This window comes from Parageobacillus toebii NBRC 107807, from assembly GCF_003688615.2.
Classification (GTDB): domain Bacteria; phylum Bacillota; class Bacilli; order Bacillales; family Anoxybacillaceae; genus Parageobacillus_B; species Parageobacillus_B toebii.
The window spans coordinates 187,998-205,136 of the sequence record NZ_CP049703.1 but is presented as its reverse complement, the minus strand read 5'-3'; the positions used below and the strand labels follow the sequence as shown (position 1 = coordinate 205,136).

17 protein-coding genes are annotated in these 17,139 nt (G+C 44.2%); all 17 read left to right on the top strand.

All coding sequences use genetic code 11. The features are described 5' to 3' along the window. The first annotated feature begins 106 nt into the window (after positions 1 to 106). Positions 107 to 370: a cell division protein ZapA gene (zapA, locus tag DER53_RS01040; protein WP_015864740.1), complete on the top strand. Its 264-nt coding sequence runs from the start codon at positions 107 to 109 to the stop codon at positions 368 to 370. Between the two features lie 4 nt (positions 371 to 374). Next, positions 375 to 914 (top strand): CvpA family protein, encoded by a 540-nt coding sequence (locus DER53_RS01035; RefSeq protein ID WP_015864739.1) that lies wholly within the window; start codon positions 375 to 377, stop codon positions 912 to 914. A gap of 96 nt (positions 915 to 1,010) precedes the next feature. Further along, positions 1,011 to 2,729 carry a DNA polymerase/3'-5' exonuclease PolX gene (gene polX, locus DER53_RS01030; RefSeq protein ID WP_062753132.1) on the top strand — a complete coding sequence of 573 codons (1,719 nt, stop codon included), beginning with the start codon at positions 1,011 to 1,013 and terminating at the stop codon, positions 2,727 to 2,729. Positions 2,730 to 2,781: 52 nt separating this feature from the next. After that, on the top strand, positions 2,782 to 5,136 hold the full coding sequence (locus DER53_RS01025) for an endonuclease MutS2 (RefSeq protein ID WP_015864737.1): 2,355 nt from the start codon (positions 2,782 to 2,784) through the stop codon (positions 5,134 to 5,136). 15 nt (positions 5,137 to 5,151) lie between these two features. After that, entirely contained in the window at positions 5,152 to 5,559 is a 408-nt protein-coding gene (locus DER53_RS01020; RefSeq protein ID WP_015864736.1) for a DUF350 domain-containing protein, read from the top strand. A 13-nt stretch (positions 5,560 to 5,572) separates the two neighbouring features. Continuing rightward, positions 5,573 to 5,737, top strand: coding sequence for a hypothetical protein (locus tag DER53_RS01015; protein ID WP_167317814.1), 165 nt, complete (start codon positions 5,573 to 5,575; stop codon positions 5,735 to 5,737). Between the two features lie 101 nt (positions 5,738 to 5,838). Beyond that, positions 5,839 to 7,512, top strand: a complete 1,674-nt coding sequence (locus DER53_RS01010) for a long-chain-fatty-acid--CoA ligase (RefSeq protein WP_062753131.1) — start codon at positions 5,839 to 5,841, stop codon at positions 7,510 to 7,512. Positions 7,513 to 7,622: 110 nt separating this feature from the next. Beyond that, positions 7,623 to 8,207 carry a fatty acid metabolism transcriptional regulator FadR gene (locus tag DER53_RS01005; RefSeq protein WP_062753238.1) on the top strand — a complete coding sequence of 195 codons (585 nt, stop codon included), beginning with the start codon at positions 7,623 to 7,625 and terminating at the stop codon, positions 8,205 to 8,207. Between the two features lie 34 nt (positions 8,208 to 8,241). Next, the gene (locus DER53_RS01000) at positions 8,242 to 9,015 is read left to right on the top strand and encodes an enoyl-CoA hydratase (protein ID WP_062677856.1); all 774 of its coding nucleotides are present in this window, start codon (positions 8,242 to 8,244) and stop codon (positions 9,013 to 9,015) included. Positions 9,016 to 9,079: 64 nt separating this feature from the next. Beyond that, positions 9,080 to 9,853 (top strand): electron transfer flavoprotein subunit beta/FixA family protein, encoded by a 774-nt coding sequence (locus DER53_RS00995; RefSeq protein ID WP_015864731.1) that lies wholly within the window; start codon positions 9,080 to 9,082, stop codon positions 9,851 to 9,853. 25 nt (positions 9,854 to 9,878) lie between these two features. Then, complete coding sequence (locus DER53_RS00990; RefSeq protein WP_062753129.1) at positions 9,879 to 10,856, top strand: electron transfer flavoprotein subunit alpha/FixB family protein; 978 nt, start codon at positions 9,879 to 9,881, stop codon at positions 10,854 to 10,856. A 171-nt stretch (positions 10,857 to 11,027) separates the two neighbouring features. Beyond that, complete coding sequence (gene trxA / locus DER53_RS00985; RefSeq protein ID WP_015864729.1) at positions 11,028 to 11,342, top strand: thioredoxin; 315 nt, start codon at positions 11,028 to 11,030, stop codon at positions 11,340 to 11,342. Positions 11,343 to 11,686: 344 nt separating this feature from the next. Beyond that, a complete protein-coding gene (locus tag DER53_RS00975) occupies positions 11,687 to 12,877 on the top strand; it encodes a hypothetical protein (RefSeq protein WP_062753128.1) in 1,191 nt (396 codons plus the stop codon). A 107-nt stretch (positions 12,878 to 12,984) separates the two neighbouring features. After that, complete coding sequence (locus DER53_RS00970; RefSeq protein WP_062753126.1) at positions 12,985 to 13,926, top strand: NAD-dependent epimerase/dehydratase family protein; 942 nt, start codon at positions 12,985 to 12,987, stop codon at positions 13,924 to 13,926. Continuing rightward, the gene (locus DER53_RS00965) at positions 13,916 to 14,860 is read left to right on the top strand and encodes a lysylphosphatidylglycerol synthase transmembrane domain-containing protein (protein WP_062753124.1); all 945 of its coding nucleotides are present in this window, start codon (positions 13,916 to 13,918) and stop codon (positions 14,858 to 14,860) included. The genes DER53_RS00970 and DER53_RS00965 overlap by 11 nt, the downstream gene beginning before the upstream one ends. Next, the gene (locus tag DER53_RS00960; protein WP_062753122.1) at positions 14,857 to 16,356 is read left to right on the top strand and encodes an alkaline phosphatase family protein; all 1,500 of its coding nucleotides are present in this window, start codon (positions 14,857 to 14,859) and stop codon (positions 16,354 to 16,356) included. The genes DER53_RS00965 and DER53_RS00960 overlap by 4 nt, the downstream gene beginning before the upstream one ends. Continuing rightward, positions 16,316 to 17,077 carry a glycosyltransferase family 2 protein gene (locus DER53_RS00955; RefSeq protein WP_062753121.1) on the top strand — a complete coding sequence of 254 codons (762 nt, stop codon included), beginning with the start codon at positions 16,316 to 16,318 and terminating at the stop codon, positions 17,075 to 17,077. The genes DER53_RS00960 and DER53_RS00955 overlap by 41 nt, the downstream gene beginning before the upstream one ends. Positions 17,078 to 17,139 lie beyond the last annotated feature (62 nt).

The following is a 17,139-nucleotide window of genomic DNA, read 5'->3' as shown; positions in this document are numbered from 1 at the left end:
ATCACTATCGTTTTTTCTTTTGCATATCATAGTAGTCGTATCTTTTCATTATATCAGCATTCATGTTATGATAAACAATAGGATTTTGAGGAATGGGGGAAATCATTTGGCGGAGCAACAAAAAACGCGGGTGACAGTCGATATATACGGACAGCAATATACGATCGTTGGCACAGAAAGCTCAAGCCATATTCGTTTAGTGGCATCCATTGTCGATGATAAAATGCGGGAGATTAGCGAGAAAAATCCGACATTGGATATTAGTAAACTAGCGGTACTGACAGCCATTAACATCGTTCATGATTATATAAAATTAAAAGAAGAATATGATCGGCTTTTACAAAAACTACATAAAGAAAAGGATGAGTAACGGAATGGTCGATCTTCTTTTGCTCTTTATCCTTTTAATGGGGTTTATGATTGGTCTAAAACGGGGATTTATTTTGCAATTTATTCATATGGCCGGCTTTATCATCGCTTTTGTCGTCGCTTATCTTTATTATGAAAAATTAGTGCCGCCGCTGCGTCTGTGGATTCCGTATCCGACGTTCGGCGCCCCGGAGACGGCCAAACTGCTGTTTGAAAGCACGCATTTGGATGAAGCATACTATCGAGCGATCGCATTTGCGATTTTATTCTTCGCAACGAAAATTGTGCTGCAAATCATCGGTTCGATGCTTGATTTTGTGGCGCAATTGCCGATTCTTCGCAGCATTAACCGCTGGGCTGGCGGAGCGTTGGGATTTATCGAAGTGTACTTAATCGTATTTTTACTTTTATACGTTGGTGCGCTTATCCCAATTGAAAGCATACAAACGAAGCTTCAACATTCTTTTATGGCAATGGTGATTGTGAAGCACACTCCGTTTTTGTCTGATATGTTGAAGCAAATGTGGATTCATTATATGGCATAGTAACTTCTCTATATTCATAGGGAAGTTTTTTTGTACTTTTTCATAAAAAACTTGTATTATGTTTCGTAGTGGGTTGTACGGATAGGTGGGGATAAAATGAAAGGAAATAAAAAAGATGTCATTCGTCTGTTGGAGACGATTGCGCTATATATGGAAATCAAAGGAGAAAATCCGTTTAAAATTGCGGCGTTTCGCAAAGCGGCAAGCGCATTGGAAACTGATGAACGAAGCATTGCGGAAATAGACGATTTCACCGCGATTCCCGGCATCGGAAAGGGGACGGCAAGCGTCATTCATGAATTTTTGGAAACAGGAACGTCCAGCGTTCTTGAACAATTGAAACAGGAAATTCCAGAGAGCTTGCTTACCCTGCTTCGGCTTCCCGGACTTGGCGGCAAGAAAATCGCAAAGCTATATCAAGAACTGGGCATTGTGGATATTGCTTCATTGAAAGAAGCTTGCCTCGAGCAGAAAGTACAGCAGCTTCCAGGCTTCGGAAAGAAAACGGAAGAAAAGCTTTTAGCCGCCATTGAAGAAATCGGCTCTCGCCCGGAACGGCTTCCGTTAGCCTTTGTGCTGCCGATTGCCGAGGAAATAGAAAATCAGCTTAAAAATATGGAAGGAATCGTTCGTTTTTCTCGTGCCGGCAGTTTGCGGCGAATGAAGGAAACAGTGAAAGATTTAGATTTCATTATCGCAACGAACGATCCGCATCTTGTGCGGGAACAGTTATTGAAGCTAGCGAATGTCTCAGATGTGATTGCAAACGGTGATACGAAAGTGTCCCTAGAGCTTCGCTATGAGTATGAAATTGCTGTTGATTTTCGTTTAGTGACACCGGAGCAGTTCGCCACGACCCTCCATCATTTTACGGGATCGAAAGAACATAATGTCCGCATGCGGCAGCTGGCAAAAGAGCGTGGTGAAAAAATTAGTGAGTATGGAGTAGAAAATGTGAAAACGGGAGAAGTGAAAACATTTTCTGATGAACAAGCGTTTTTTGCCCATTTCCAGTTGCCGTTTATTCCGCCGGAACTAAGGGAAGATGGAACCGAAGTCGACCGCTATCGCGACGACTATTCGCTTCTTTGCCTTTCCCACATTCAAGGAGATTTGCATATGCACTCTACTTGGAGCGACGGAGCGTGCTCGATCGAGGAAATGGCGGAAGCATGCCGGAAAAAAGGCTACCGCTATATGGCGATTACCGATCATTCACAGTATTTGAAAGTCGCAAACGGTTTAACAGTGGAGCGGCTTCGCAGACAGCGGGAAGAAATTGAACGGTTAAACGCGAAATATGATGATTTTACAATTTTGGCTGGCATAGAAATGGATATTTTGCCAGATGGGACGCTTGATTACGATGATGGCGTTCTCGAAGAACTTGACTTTGTCATCGCCGCGATTCATTCAAGTTTTTCCCAGCCGCGTGACGTGATTATGAAGCGTCTTGCTGCTGCGCTTCGCAATCGTCATGTTGATTTGATCGCTCATCCGACAGGGCGGTTAATCGGAAAGCGAGACGGATATGACGTAGATATAGACATGCTTATCGAATTGGCGCGGGAAACGAATACGGCGCTTGAGTTAAATGCGAATCCGAACCGTCTCGATTTGTCGTATTCCTATTTGAAAAAAGCGCAAGATGCTGGAGTAAAAATCGCGATTAATACAGATGCCCACCATTTGGACATGCTTGACCATATGGAAATAGGGGTCATAACCGCACGAAAAGGATGGATTCGCAAGGAAACGGTGATCAATACATGGTCTCTTGAAGAGTTGCGCAGCTTTTTGCAGCGCAATCGGTAAACGTATTCGGAATCGAATTGGTTGACAATTTTCAGATGGAGGTTTTTCATCCGTGCATACAAGAGTGCTTCACGTATTAGAATTTGATAAAGTAAAAGAGCAGTTATTAGAACATGTATCTTCGTCATTAGGAAAAGAAAAGGTAGAAAAACTATTTCCTTCTTCGCATTTTGCCGAGGTCACAAACTGGCAAGAAGAAACAGACGAGGCGGTAGCCGCGCTTCGTCTGCGCGGGCACGTTCCGCTCGGCGGCATTTTTGACATCCGCGCAAGCCTCAAGCGTGCGAAAATCGGCGGAACGCTTAGTCCGCATGAGCTTTTAGATATTGCGAGCACCATTTCTGCAAGCCGGCAATTGAAGCAGTTTATTGAATCGCTGCATGAAGAGAAAGAAGAGTTTCCTCATTTGGCAGGCTATGCGGAAAAACTTGCTGCGCTTCCGGAAGTGCAACAGGCCATTGAACGCTGTATTGATGATCATGGTGAAGTGATGGATCATGCGAGCGAACGGTTGCGTTCTATCCGCCAGCAGCTTCGAACAACTGAGGCGCGGGTGCGCGAAAAATTGGAGAATATCATTCGTTCGCAGTCGGCGCAAAAAATGTTATCTGATGCGATTATTACGATTCGCAACGACCGCTACGTCATTCCAGTAAAGCAGGAGTATCGCGGTGTTTACGGCGGCATCGTCCATGATCAATCGGCTTCGGGAGCAACATTGTTTATTGAACCGCAAGCAGTGGTAGAATTAAATAACCAGCTCCAAGAAGCGCGTGTCAAAGAGAAACGAGAAATTGAGCGGATTTTAACGGAGTTGACAAGCATTGTAGCCGAACACGCGGAAGCATTGCTCGAAAATGTCGACATATTGGCACAGCTCGATTTTATTTTCGCCAAAGCAAAATATGCCAATAAATTGAAAGCGACAAAGCCTGTGATGAATGATCGCGGCTATATCCGGTTATTACAGGCGCGCCATCCGCTCATTGACCAGGACGTTGTTGTTCCGAATGACATTGAGCTTGGCAAAGACTATACAACGATCGTTATTACCGGTCCAAACACCGGCGGGAAAACAGTCACATTAAAAACGATCGGATTATTGACATTGATGGCGCAAGCAGGCTTATTTATTCCTGCGCTCGATGGTTCTGAATTAGCAGTATTCCGTTCCGTCTATGCGGATATCGGGGATGAGCAATCGATTGAACAAAGTTTAAGCACATTTTCTTCTCATATGGTCAATATCGTTGATATTTTACGCAACGTTGATCATGAAAGTCTCGTTTTATTCGATGAATTAGGTGCGGGAACCGATCCGCAAGAAGGCGCGGCGTTGGCGATCGCCATTTTAGATGAAGTGCACGGGCGCGGAGCACGTACGGTGGCGACCACCCATTATCCGGAGTTAAAAGCATACGGATACAATCGTGACGGCGTGATCAATGCAAGTGTCGAATTTGACACCGAAACGCTTCGTCCGACGTATAAGTTATTGATTGGCATCCCAGGGCGAAGCAATGCCTTTGAAATATCGAAGCGGCTTGGACTCGATGAGCGCATTATCGAACGGGCAAAATCGCATATTAGCGCAGAAAGCAACAAAGTGGAAAATATGATCGCTTCGCTAGAACAAAGCAAGAAGCGGGCGGAAGAGGAAGAGAAAAAAGCAAAAGAAGCGCGCATGGAAGCGGAAAAACTCCGCAGCGATTGGGAGCAAAAATGGGAAGAACTTCATGAAAAACGCGATGAAATAATAGAAGAAGCGAAACGGAAAGCAGCCGACATCGTCCGCGCTTCCCAGCAAGAGGCCGAGCGAATTATTCGCGAACTTCGCCGAATGCAAAAAGAAAAACAAGCGGAAATTAAAGAGCATGAACTGATTGAGGCGAAAAAACGCCTAGAAGAAGCGATTCCAACATTAGAGAAGAAGAAAAAAGAAAGAAAAAAACAGACGCAGCACGCCTTTCAGCCTGGCGATGAAGTAAAAGTGACAAGTTTAAATCAAAAAGGATATCTTGTGGAAAAGGTTTCTGATGATGAGTGGCAAGTACAGCTCGGCATTTTAAAGATGAAAATCAACGAACGGGATTTAGAATATATCGGCAGTGCGCCGAAAACGGAGACAAAACCGCTCGCTACCGTAAAAGGAAAAGACTATCATGTCGGATTGGAGCTTGACTTGCGCGGGGAACGGTACGAAGATGCGATAGTCCGTTTAGAAAAATATATTGATGATGCGCTTTTAGCGGGATATCCTCGCGTTTCGATCATTCACGGAAAAGGGACAGGAGCGCTTCGCAAAGGGGTGCAAGAATTTTTGAAAAAGCATCGCTCTGTGAAAAACTTCCATTTTGGTGAAGCAAATGAAGGAGGAACAGGGGTAACGATTGTCGAACTGAAATGACGAGGAGAGAACGTGATGAGTTCGTTTTGGGAAAACGAAATCGTAAAGATTGCCGCCAATTTTAGCGTGGCTGTTTTATGCATGGTCGTGTTTTTAACTATATTTGAGCTAGTGACAAAATATAAAAATTGGGAAGAGATTCAAAAAGGAAATGTCGCGGTGGCGATGGCAACAGGCGGGAAAATTTTTGGTATTGCCAATATTTTTCGCTATGCTCTTCGCCATCATGAATCACTGCTGGCGATGATCGGCTGGGGAGTGTATGGCTTTATTTTGCTACTCGTTGCGTATTTTATTTATGAGTTTCTTACTCCAAAGTTTAATATCGACGAAGAGATTGCGAAAGACAATCGGGCGGTTGGGCTGATTTCCATGGTTATTTCCATCGGCTTATCGTTTGTTATTGGAGAAGGAATTCGGTAAAGGGAGTTAAAAGATGGAGACATTAGTAAGAATGTTGCTTGTTTTATGTGGAATTTTTTTGATCATTGGCATCGTCTATTTAGCGTGGAAAAACAAAACGATGGAAACATTGGCAAAATTATTGTTTATACTATGTGTGTTTTTTGTTCTTATCGGCGTCATCTATTTGTTTTTTTAACGCCCTATGAGATAGGGCGTTTTTTTTTTTGATGTAAAATTCGAAAAAGTGTAATAAAATAAAAATAAACCATCTGAAATTTTTTGATATGGGGGAGTACGATGGAAAAACCATGGCTTACTCATTATCCGCCGGAAATTCCGCATCACCTTGACTATCCTAATAAAACATTGCCTGATTACTTGCGGGAAACGGCGGCGGAATTTGGCGAGCATGATGCGATTTATTTCTTTGGGAAAACGCTTACATTCCGTGAAGTTTATGAACAGGCGCTCACATTGGCAAATTATTTGAAACAAATCGGACTGCAAAAAGGGGATCGTGTGTCGATTATGCTGCCAAACTGTCCACAAGCGGTTATCAGCTATTATGGTGTGCTGTTCGCGGGCGGCATTGTCGTGCAGACCAATCCGCTTTATACGGAGCACGAATTGGAATATCAGCTAAACGACAGCGGAGCGACGGTGCTCATCACATTAGATATGCTTTATCCAAAAGCAGCGAAAGTAAAAGCAAATACAAAAGTGAAACATCTTATTATTACGAGCATTAAAGACTATTTGCCAACGATAAAAAAATGGCTATATCCATTCATGCAGCGGAAGCAGCAGCCAGTGATTGTCAAAGTGGAAGAACGGAGCGACCAGCATCTATTTTCAAAAATAATAGCCCGTCCGAACGCAATGGAGCCAAATGTGGAGATCGACCCTGTTGAAGATGTCGCGTTATTGCAGTATACCGGAGGAACAACCGGCGTTCCAAAAGCGGCCATGCTTACGCACCGAAATTTAATCGCCAATACGTTGATGTGCGCTCATTGGATGTATCGATGCGGAAAAGGAACAGAGTCGATTTTGGGAGTTTTGCCGTTTTTCCATGTATATGGCATGACAACGATCATGAATTTAGCGATTATGCAAGCGTATAAAATGATTCTTTTGCCGAAATTTGATGCGGAAACAACATTAAAAACGATTGAAAAACTAAGACCAACGTTGTTTCCTGGAGCGCCAACGATGTATATTGCGCTTTTAAATCACCCGAATTTATCGCGCTATGATTTGTCATCGATCAAAGTATGCATTAGCGGATCAGCACCATTGCCAGTGGAAGTTCAGGAAAAATTTGAAAAATTGACTGGCGGAAAACTGATTGAAGGATATGGGTTGACGGAAGCATCGCCTGTTACTCACAGCAATTTTGTATGGGACGGGGAACGGGTAAAAGGAAGCATCGGAGTGCCATGGCCAGATACGGAAGCGAAAATTATATCATTGGAAACAGGGGAAGAAGCAAAAGCCAATGAAATTGGTGAACTTATTATTCGCGGACCGCAAGTGATGAAAGGATACTGGAATCAGCCGCATGAAACAGAGAATGTTTTACGTGACGGATGGTTATATACGGGAGATGTTGGTTATATGGATGAGCGCGGTTATTTCTATATCGTCGACCGGAAAAAAGATATGATTATTGCAAGCGGCTACAACATTTATCCACGTGAAGTGGAAGAAGTATTATATGAACATCCAAAAGTGCAGGAAGCAGTAGTTATTGGCGTTCCAGATGAATATCGTGGAGAAACGGTAAAGGCGTTTGTCGTTCTTAAACAAGGAGAACAATGCACACAAGAGGAATTGGACCAATTTATGCGAAGCCGATTGGCGGCATATAAAGTGCCGCGAATGTACGAATTTCGCAAAGAACTTCCAAAAACAGCGGTTGGGAAAATTTTGCGAAGAGCATTGCTGGAGGAAGAAATGAAGAAAGGATGAAGATTGTTGAAGTTTTTGCAAAAGATCATCTTGACAAAATAAATAAGGAGTCCTTAAAATGAAAACATGAATGAACGATCATTCATGTTTTTTGTAAAGGAGAATGAATGTTGAGGAGAGATAAGCCAAAATTTAAACAAATTATCGATGCAGCGGTGGTAGTGATTGCTGAAAATGGATACCACCAGGCGCAAGTATCAAAAATCGCGAAACGAGCCGGGGTCGCAGACGGCACGATTTATCTTTATTTTAAAAATAAAGAAGACATTCTTATATCGGTATTTGAGGAAAAAATGGGCTCCTTTATTGAGAAAATTGAACAAGAGATAGCAGGAATTTCGAGTCCTTTAGAGAAATTGTACGTATTAGTAAAGAAACATTTTGAATCACTGGCCGCAGATCATCATTTAGCCGTCGTTACTCAACTGGAATTGCGTCAATCGAACAAAGAATTGCGACATCGCATTAACGATGTGTTAAAAAGATATTTGCGCATTATTGACGAAATTGTAAAAGAAGGAATCGAAAAAGGCGAGTTTCGCCGTGATTTAGATATTCGGCTTGCAAGGCAAATGATTTTTGGAGCGATTGACGAAACAGTGACGACATGGGTAATGAACGAGCAAAAGTATGATCTAGTCGCATTAGCAAATCCAGTGTATGAATTGTTAACAAAGGGTTGTGCATCTTCGTAAGACAGCATATTTGTTTAAAGGGGGAGAAGAGGAGATGGAATTTTTTCGTATCCATAAAGAAGAGTTTGTCGCGGACGTAACGTTTTCTCGTCCGCCGGCAAACGCTCTTTCATCCGCTGTATTGAAAGAGCTTTCAGCTTTGCTCGATGAGCTGGAGGCGGATGATAACGTCCGTGTTGTGCTTCTTCACGGCGAAGGAAGATTTTTCTCCGCAGGAGCGGATATTAAAGAGTTTACTTCTATAGCGTCCAGCGATGAAGCGACAGCGCTGTCGCAAAATGGACAGCAAGTGTTGGAACGAATCGAGCGCTTTCCAAAGCCAGTGATTGCGGCCATCCATGGCGCAGCGCTAGGCGGTGGACTGGAGCTGGCGATGAGCTGCCATATCCGCATTGTTTCCGAAAACGCCAAACTCGGCCTGCCAGAGCTGCAGCTTGGCATCATACCTGGCTTTGCCGGCACGCAGCGGCTTCCTCGCTACGTCGGCTTCGGCAAAGCGGCTGAGATGATGTTGACGAGCGAGCCGATTACCGGAGCAGAAGCGGTGCAGTGGGGATTAGCAAACAAAGCGGTGCCAGAAGAACAATTGCTCGAGGAAGCAAAAAAACTGGCGAAAAAAATCGCGCAAAAAGGCCCGATTTCGGTTCGCGCTACATTGCAGCTTTTAAATTCTTTTAAAGAAAAACCATTCCAGGAAGCAGTGCGTGAGGAAGCGGAGCTGTTTGGAAGCATGTTCACAACAGAAGACGCGAAAGAAGGAGTGCAAGCGTTCATTGAAAAGCGTCCGCCGGTCTTTCATGGTAAATAATGTTTTTAATTGACGGAATCTTTAAAACTGAAGTAATGTTTAATCAAAACAAGGAGGGACTCACATGAACATTTTCGTCTTAATGAAGCGCACATTCGATACAGAAGAAAAAATTACGATTGCAGATGGCAGAGTAAACGAAGAAGGAGCAGAATTTATTATCAACCCGTACGATGAATACGCAATTGAGGAAGCGATTCAAGTACGCGACAAACATGGCGGTGAAGTAACAGTTGTAACGGTGGGCAATGAGGATGCGGAAAAAGAATTGCGTACGGCGCTAGCGATGGGCTGCGATAAGGCGGTGCTCATTAATATTGAAGAAGATGTTGAAGAACAAGATCAATACACAACGGCGAAAGTTCTTGCCGAATATTTAAAAGACAAAAACCCTGATTTGATTTTGGCAGGAAATGTCGCCATTGACGGCGGTTCGGGACAAGTTGGTCCGCGCGTAGCGGAATTGCTGGGAATCCCGTATGTGACGACAATTACGAAACTAGATATTGACGGCGATAAAGTAACGATCGTCCGCGATGTGGAAGGAGACGAAGAAGTGATCGAAACGTCGCTTCCACTGCTTGTGACAGCGCAACAAGGACTTAACGAGCCGCGCTATCCTTCGCTTCCAGGCATTATGAAGGCGAAAAAGAAACCGCTAGATGAATTGGAATTAGATGACTTGGATTTGGATGAAGACGATGTTGCGGCGAAAACGAAAACGATCGAAATATTCTTGCCGCCAAAAAGAGAAGCGGGAAAAATTCTTCAAGGTGAAATCGCTGATCAAGTAAAAGAGCTTGTTCAACTTTTACGTTCAGAAGCAAAAGTGGTGTAATTTTTCATAATAGGGGGACTGAAAGATGGCACGCAAAGTACTGACGTTAGCAGAAGTTCGTGATGGATCATTAAGAAACGTTTCGTTTGAGGCGATCGCAGCGGCAAAAACGATTGCCCAAGGCGGGGAAGTCGTATCCGTCCTTGTCGGCGAAAGCGTCCAATCGTATGCCAATGAGTTATTTTTCCACGGCGCCGACCGCGTCGTTGTGGTAGAGCATCCAAATTTAAAAAATTATACATCTGACGGCTATTCTCAAGCACTGAAAGCAGTGATTGACGCGGAAAACCCAGAAGGGATCGTATTGGGCCATACCTCATTAGGAAAAGACTTATCGCCGAAATTAGCGGTCAAATTAAACTCTGGCCTTGTTTCCGACGTGGTGTCTGTGGAAGAAGCTGGGGGCAACCTTATCTTTACACGTCCGATTTACTCTGGAAAAGCGTTTGAAAAGAAAATCGTTACAGACGGCGTCATTTTTGTCACTGTTCGTCCGAACAACATTCAACCGTTAGAACGTGATGAATCGCGTTCCGGAGAAGTATCGAACGTTTCTGTCGACATTAAAGATTTGCGTACAATCGTAAAAGAAGTCGTTCGTAAAACAGCGGAAGGAGTCGACCTATCTGAGGCGAAAGTCATCGTTGCCGGCGGACGCGGTGTGAAAAGCGCGGAAGGCTTTAAGCCGCTGCAAGAGCTTGCCGAAGTATTAGGCGGTGCTGTCGGTGCATCACGCGGTGCGTGCGACGCGGGATATTGCGATTATTCGCTTCAAATCGGCCAAACTGGGAAAGTCGTTACGCCAGACCTTTATATCGCCTGCGGGATTTCCGGAGCGATTCAACATTTAGCTGGTATGTCGAACTCGAAAGTCATCGTAGCGATTAACAAAGACCCAGAGGCAAACATTTTCAAAGTCGCTGATTACGGTATTGTCGGAGATTTGTTTGAAGTTGTTCCGTTGTTAACGGAAGAATTTAAAAAATTAAAAGTGCATTCATAAATTTTTTACGAAACGGGCAAAGCGAATTGCTTTGCTCGTTTTCTGCTGTCTGCTCGAAGGCATAATTCCTGCCGGAAAGCGAATATTAGAAACGAAGCAAAATATTCGCACTAAACTCCATTACGTGATATACTTTGCTTACAGTATCATAGCGAATAGGAGGAATTTAAAATGGCGATTGTAAATGCGACAGATCAAACATTTGCGGCAGAAACGAAAGAAGGCCTAACATTAGTCGATTTCTGGGCGCCATGGTGTGGACCTTGCCGCATGGTTGCGCCGGTTCTTGAAGAAGTAGATCAAGTAATGGGCGACAAAGTAAAAATCGTAAAAGTAAACGTCGACGAAAACCCAGAAACAGCGTCTAAGTTCGGCGTGATGAGCATTCCAACATTGCTTGTTTTCAAAAATGGCGAGCTTGTTGACAAAACGATCGGCTATCAGCCGAAAGAAGCGCTTGTTCAACTATTGGAAAAACACGTATAATTCATTTTTCTTCAAAAAGATTCAGGCAATATATTGTCTGAATCTCTTTTTTATTTCCAATACTTTATTTTGTCCGGTTGCCCGCATTTAGAAGAAGCATACCGGGCAGCTGAACTTACCGTTAAATCATGGAAAACAAGCCGCATCGTCTATCCAAGGAGAAATTGTCGGGAATGAGTTTTTCCCTTCATTTATCAAAGTATAATACAATAGCAGAGCTTGCCAAAACAACGGCAAGCTCTTTTCTTTTATGGAAAACATGATTGACTCTGATAATCATTATCTATTATAATCAATTTGTGTTAATGAAAATCATTATCAAATAAGCGTCGGGGGGATACATAATGTCAGTGAAATGGAAGCTGCTTGCTGTTTTTACAGCGTTTGCGGTAATGATGGGAGCTTGCTCAAACAGCGAGGAAACGGCAACAACCAAAACAAAGGAAAAAGAACAAACAGCCGCTGAACAAAAAGAAGAAAAGCCAGCGGAAACAGAGAAAAAAGAAGAAATAAACTATGCCGATGTGTTTAAACAGGCGATTGCCGAGCTGGAAAAAGCAAAGCAAGGGCAAAAAGTTGACTTTGATAAAGTAACAAAACTATATGAAGAAAATTTACAGACGCTTGTGCAAAAACGTGACGCCGAATTTCAAGATACGATTGACCAGCATATTACTACTGCGCTCGCAGCAGGAAAAGATGGCTCGCTCGATCCAGTAGTCGTCAAACAAATCTTTGATAAGCTTATGCAAAAAGTATTTTATACGACAATCAAGCATGAGTTTACTGAAGTAGAGGAAAATTGGGCAAATAAAGAAGCGGTGAAAGAAGAGATCGAAGAAGCGAAGCAGTTTTACGCGATTTTACAGCCAACGGTAGAAAAGCGTGACGCCGCTTATGGAACAAAGTTAGCGGACGCGATTAATGGAGCGTTTGCACAAATTGAAGATGCCGCCGCGAAAGACGATTTGCTCGCATTCTCCTTAGGAAAGCAAGTCGTGGATAAAACGTTGATGAAAACCTTTTATTTAGCGACAGGCGCGCTTCCGCACGGCTATGCTTCAAAGGCGGCAAATGCGGCGAAGCAGGATGAAAAAGAAGCGAAAGTCGAACAAGCGGAAGGATGGGCATTTTATCAATCTGTATATCCATATATGAAAAAGCATGCGCCAGAAGAAGCGGACTACATTTTAAAACAATTTGATTTGCAAACAGATGTGAAAACCCTAGATCCGGCAGCGATCAATAAAGCGTTTGTCCGCGGCTGGGCAAAGGTGGCGCTTCATGAATATGAAGAAAGCAAAGAAAGCTGGGGGCAAGATAAATCGGTGATTACTGCGTTAGAAGGCGCTTTATTTATTAATATGATGGAAAGTGACTTAAAAACGCTGTTAGGCGATCAAGCTTATGCGTCATTGAATGATCAGGCGCAGCGCTACCTTGAGGCGGCAAAAACAAAAAATAAAGCAGAGGGAGAAAAACTTCTTTCTCAATTAGAAGCAACGTTAAACACTGTTATTGAAAAGGCAAAATAACGATAAGGCAAAAAACCTTGTTCTTTAGCAAGGTTTTTTGCCTTCTTATGAAGCAAAACTGTATGGTAATATGCTAGTAGGAATTAATCGATTTTGAGGTGAATCCATTGAAAATTCTCGTTACAGGGGGAGCCGGGTTTATCGGCAGCCATCTTGTTGCTAAATTGCTCTCGTTTGGGCACAATGTGGCGGTCATTGATAATTTTCATCCTTATTACTCTGTGGAACGAAAAAATCGGCAATTTCGTGAGTTGACGGGAGGAAGTCTTCCCGTTTATCGCATTGACTTATTAGATGGTGAAAAAACGGAAAAATTGTTTCGCCGCTATCAGCCGGACTGTGTATATCATTTAGCGGCGCTGCCGGGCGTTCCCAATTCGCTTCTTAAGCCGCTTGATTATGTCGATTATGATATTAAAGCGACGATTAACGTGTTAAAGGCATCGGGGGAAGCCGGAGTCGGGCATGTGTTATTCGCCTCTTCTTCGTCCGTCTACGGCAATCAAGGAAACGTACCGCTGAAAGAAGAGATGGCAACGGGAGAAGTCGTTTCGCCATATGCCGCCGCAAAATACGGAGCGGAGTCGTTTTGCCATGCGTATGCCCATCTATTCGGCTATCAGATGACGATTTTTCGCTATTTTACCGTATACGGTCCGTGGGGCCGTCCGGATATGGCAATCAGCAAGTTTATCCGCCATCTGTTGCATGACGAAGAGATTGTCGTGTACGGAACACAGACAGCAAGAGACTATACGTTTGTGGACGATGTCGTCAGCGGAATGATAGCGGCGCTCGGCCGTCGAGGCGGAAATGATGTATTTAATTTAGGATCGGGGCGCCCAATCACGATGGAGCGATTGCTGCAAGAACTTAAAACGCATTTTCCAACGATGAAGGTGAGATACGCTCCGGAGCGAAAGGGAGATGTGAAAGCGACATGGGCAGACATTACGAAAGCAGAGCGGGCGTTCGGATACAAACCAAGCGTAACGTTCGAGGACGGGCTTGCGCGGACGGTCGCGTGGGCAAGGATGTATGAAACGTAAGCACGCAACGATAGTGGTGAGGCTGGCCGGAGCCGGGCTTGCCCTTGTTTTTCTATGGCTGACATATCGCTATTTCGATGGAGAAGAGCTTCTTAGGCAGCTCTACCTGCTTTTTCAAAGACCGGACACGCTGGCATGGATGTTGATCATATACGGCGCTTCTTTTTGGCTAAGGGCGCTGGCATGGAAGTCATACGTAGGAAAACCAATTTCTTTGATTGTATACGCCAAAGGCATCTTTTTCAGTTTGCTCATTAATCATATCGCTCCGTTCAAAGTAGGCGATATTGCCCGTGTCGCTGTTTTAGCAAAACAAAAGGACGTTTCTGTCGATGAAGCCATTCATTCGGTGGCGGTGATGCGGCTTTTGGACATGCTTGTTTTATGCCTTTTGTCCGCATGGGGAATGTATGCATACGTCCATCGTTTTCCTGCAATAAACGCAACGGTTATTGGTGTTGTCGGAATAATCGGTGTTTGTGCAATTGCTATTTTGTTGTTACGCAAATCGGATGTGGAATGGATTCGTAAACACTATCACATGATAAAAAGCGCGTTAAGAGGAAGACGAGGCGTCTATATGGTGAGTATGATTGCGCTTAGCTGGCTGTGTGAGGCGGTTGTCATTTATGAGATGACCAACACGCTTGGAATGTCGTTAACATTTTTAGAATCCGCGTGGGTCAACAGCATTACTGTTTCTGGCCAAGTGTTTCAAATCGCTCCAGGCGGGCTGGGGACGTATGAAGCGGTAATGGCGTTTGCAATTACGAGAATCGTACCGGACTGGAGCGGCGCGTATATGGCTGCGATGATGACCCATGCGTTTAAATTTGCGTTTTCTTATTTGGTTGGCATTGCCGTACTGTTTATGTCTCCAAGAGATATTTCGTTCGTCTGGGCGGCTTGGAAAAAAGGAAGGGAGAAACGATGAAAGAAGCTTCAAGATTGGAAAAAGTAGCGGCGCGATGTTGGAATTTGCTGAACGAGGGAAAACCGTTTACACCGATTTTCGTTATCGGGACGATGGCGATCTACCATCTTGCCGATTTCGGCACCATCGAGCATATGAAGCACTGGCTCTTAGGTTTTCTCGCGGTGCTTCCACTTTTTATCATCTATTATATGTACGACTATCCGTTATTTTTGCGAAATTATTTATGGATTCCATACGTTGTGTTTTTAATCGTTTGGCAGTTTGCCGACCTTAAGCTGTTAGGCCTGGCGCTGGGTCTATATTTTTTCTTTACCGTCTTTTTTTGGGGAACGCTTTACTATCATTTGCGCATTGGTACATCATGGTGGAATTTTACCCGTTTTTGGAAGTTAGTGTTGAAAAATAGTGATTCGACAAGCGGAAACGCGCAAGAACAGCTGCCGAAATTTTTGCTGCTTTTGTCGATTTGGCAATATGTGTACATACAGCTGGAAGGGGAGGCAGGCGATCTTTCTCTTGCCGGCTTTGCGTTCTATTATGCGGGTGTTTTTTTGTTTTCTTTCCTCTTGCACAGCCAATTATTTGACTGGAAGCCAAAAATTATTCCGACATACACCAATAATGCCAGCGTTCCAAAAGAGCCAATCAATGAGAAAGTCATTGTGATTGTCATCGACGGCATGCGGAAAGATCGGTTTGAGCAAGCCAATGCGCCATTTTTAAAATGGCTGCGGCAACATGGGACGGAGTTTGCCCAAATGGAGACGGTCTATCCGGCGCGGACGGTCGTTTGTTTTACGTCGATGTTTACCGGAACCTATCCGTTTGAACACGGCATCCGCTCTAACATGGTATGGAAGCTTGGCATCAAAGTAGAAAGCATTTTTGATTCACTAAGGAAAGTAGGGAAAACGGGACGGCTGCTTGGCATTGCCCATCTCGTCGATTCGTTTGGAGATGATGTCGAAACGGTAACAGCGGTCATGCATAATGACGTAGCTGACCGTAACATCATTGAACGCGCCAAACGCATTATGGAAGAACAAGATCCTGATTTGCTCATCGTTCAATTAATTGCCACAGACCAAACAGGGCACAGCCGCGGTGTATTATACGAGGAATATCTTCAAAAAATAGAAGAAGCGGACGCGCTTATCAAGGAGTACGTTGAGTGGCTCGAACAGAAAGGAAAATTAAAAAACGCAACGTTAATCATTTGCGCCGATCACGGACAAGCGGACGGCATCGGAGGACACGGGCATTTGGATGAAGGAGAACGATTTGTGCCATTCTTCTTATATGGCCCGGCCATTGAGCAAGGAAAGCGGATCGATGAAAAGAAAAGTTTGGTGTCCGTGGCGCCGACGATTGCTTATTTGCTGGGCGCTCCGTATCCTAGCCATAGCCGCGGGCCCGTACTAACGGAAGCGATTCGAAAGAGGGAAGCAGAGGATGAAGAAGCAAAAAGTGATCGTCTTTTTACCAGCGTATAATGAGGAACAATCGATTGGCGAGGTCATTCGCAAGATTCCCCGCCATTTTCATCCTTGTGTGGATGTGAAAGTATTAGTGATTGATGATGGTTCGACCGATAACACAGCAGCAGCCGCGAGAGAAGCGGGTGCTGATTACATTTATCAAATGCAGGAAAACCGCGGGCTTGGTGCCGCTGTACGTCAAGGATTGCGGGAATGTCTCCGTCTCGGTGCGGATATCGGCGTGATGATTGATGCGGATAACGAATATCCGGCAGAACAAATCCCGGATTTGCTTGCTCCGATTTTTGCTGGAGAAGCGGACTATACGATGGGTTCGCGCTTTCTTGGCACGATTCGCGGGATGAAATGGCATCGCCGTCTTGGCAATTACTTCTTTACATTTCTGCAATCGCTTCTTCTTCGAACATGGATTTATGACGGTCAATCGGGAATGCGCGCCTTTTCCCGGCAAGCGATGGAGCACGCCGAGATCATCCATGATTATAACTACGCGCAAGTGATTACGTTAAATTTAGTCCGCAAAGGATTTCGCGTAAAAGAAGTGCCGATTCGCTATCAAGTGCGGACAACGGGACAGTCATTTATTAAATTTCGAGCGTATGTCACGGCTGTTATTCCAGCGATTTGGAAGGAGATGCGGCGGCCGGTAAAAAAAGTGGTAATTGATGAAGACGCCCACCGTCTTCCAAGCATAACTGAAAAACAATGTTCGTAGTCCCTTTCCTTTTTCCGAACAGGAAAGGGAGTTTTTTCATGAGTATATTGACATAGAAGATG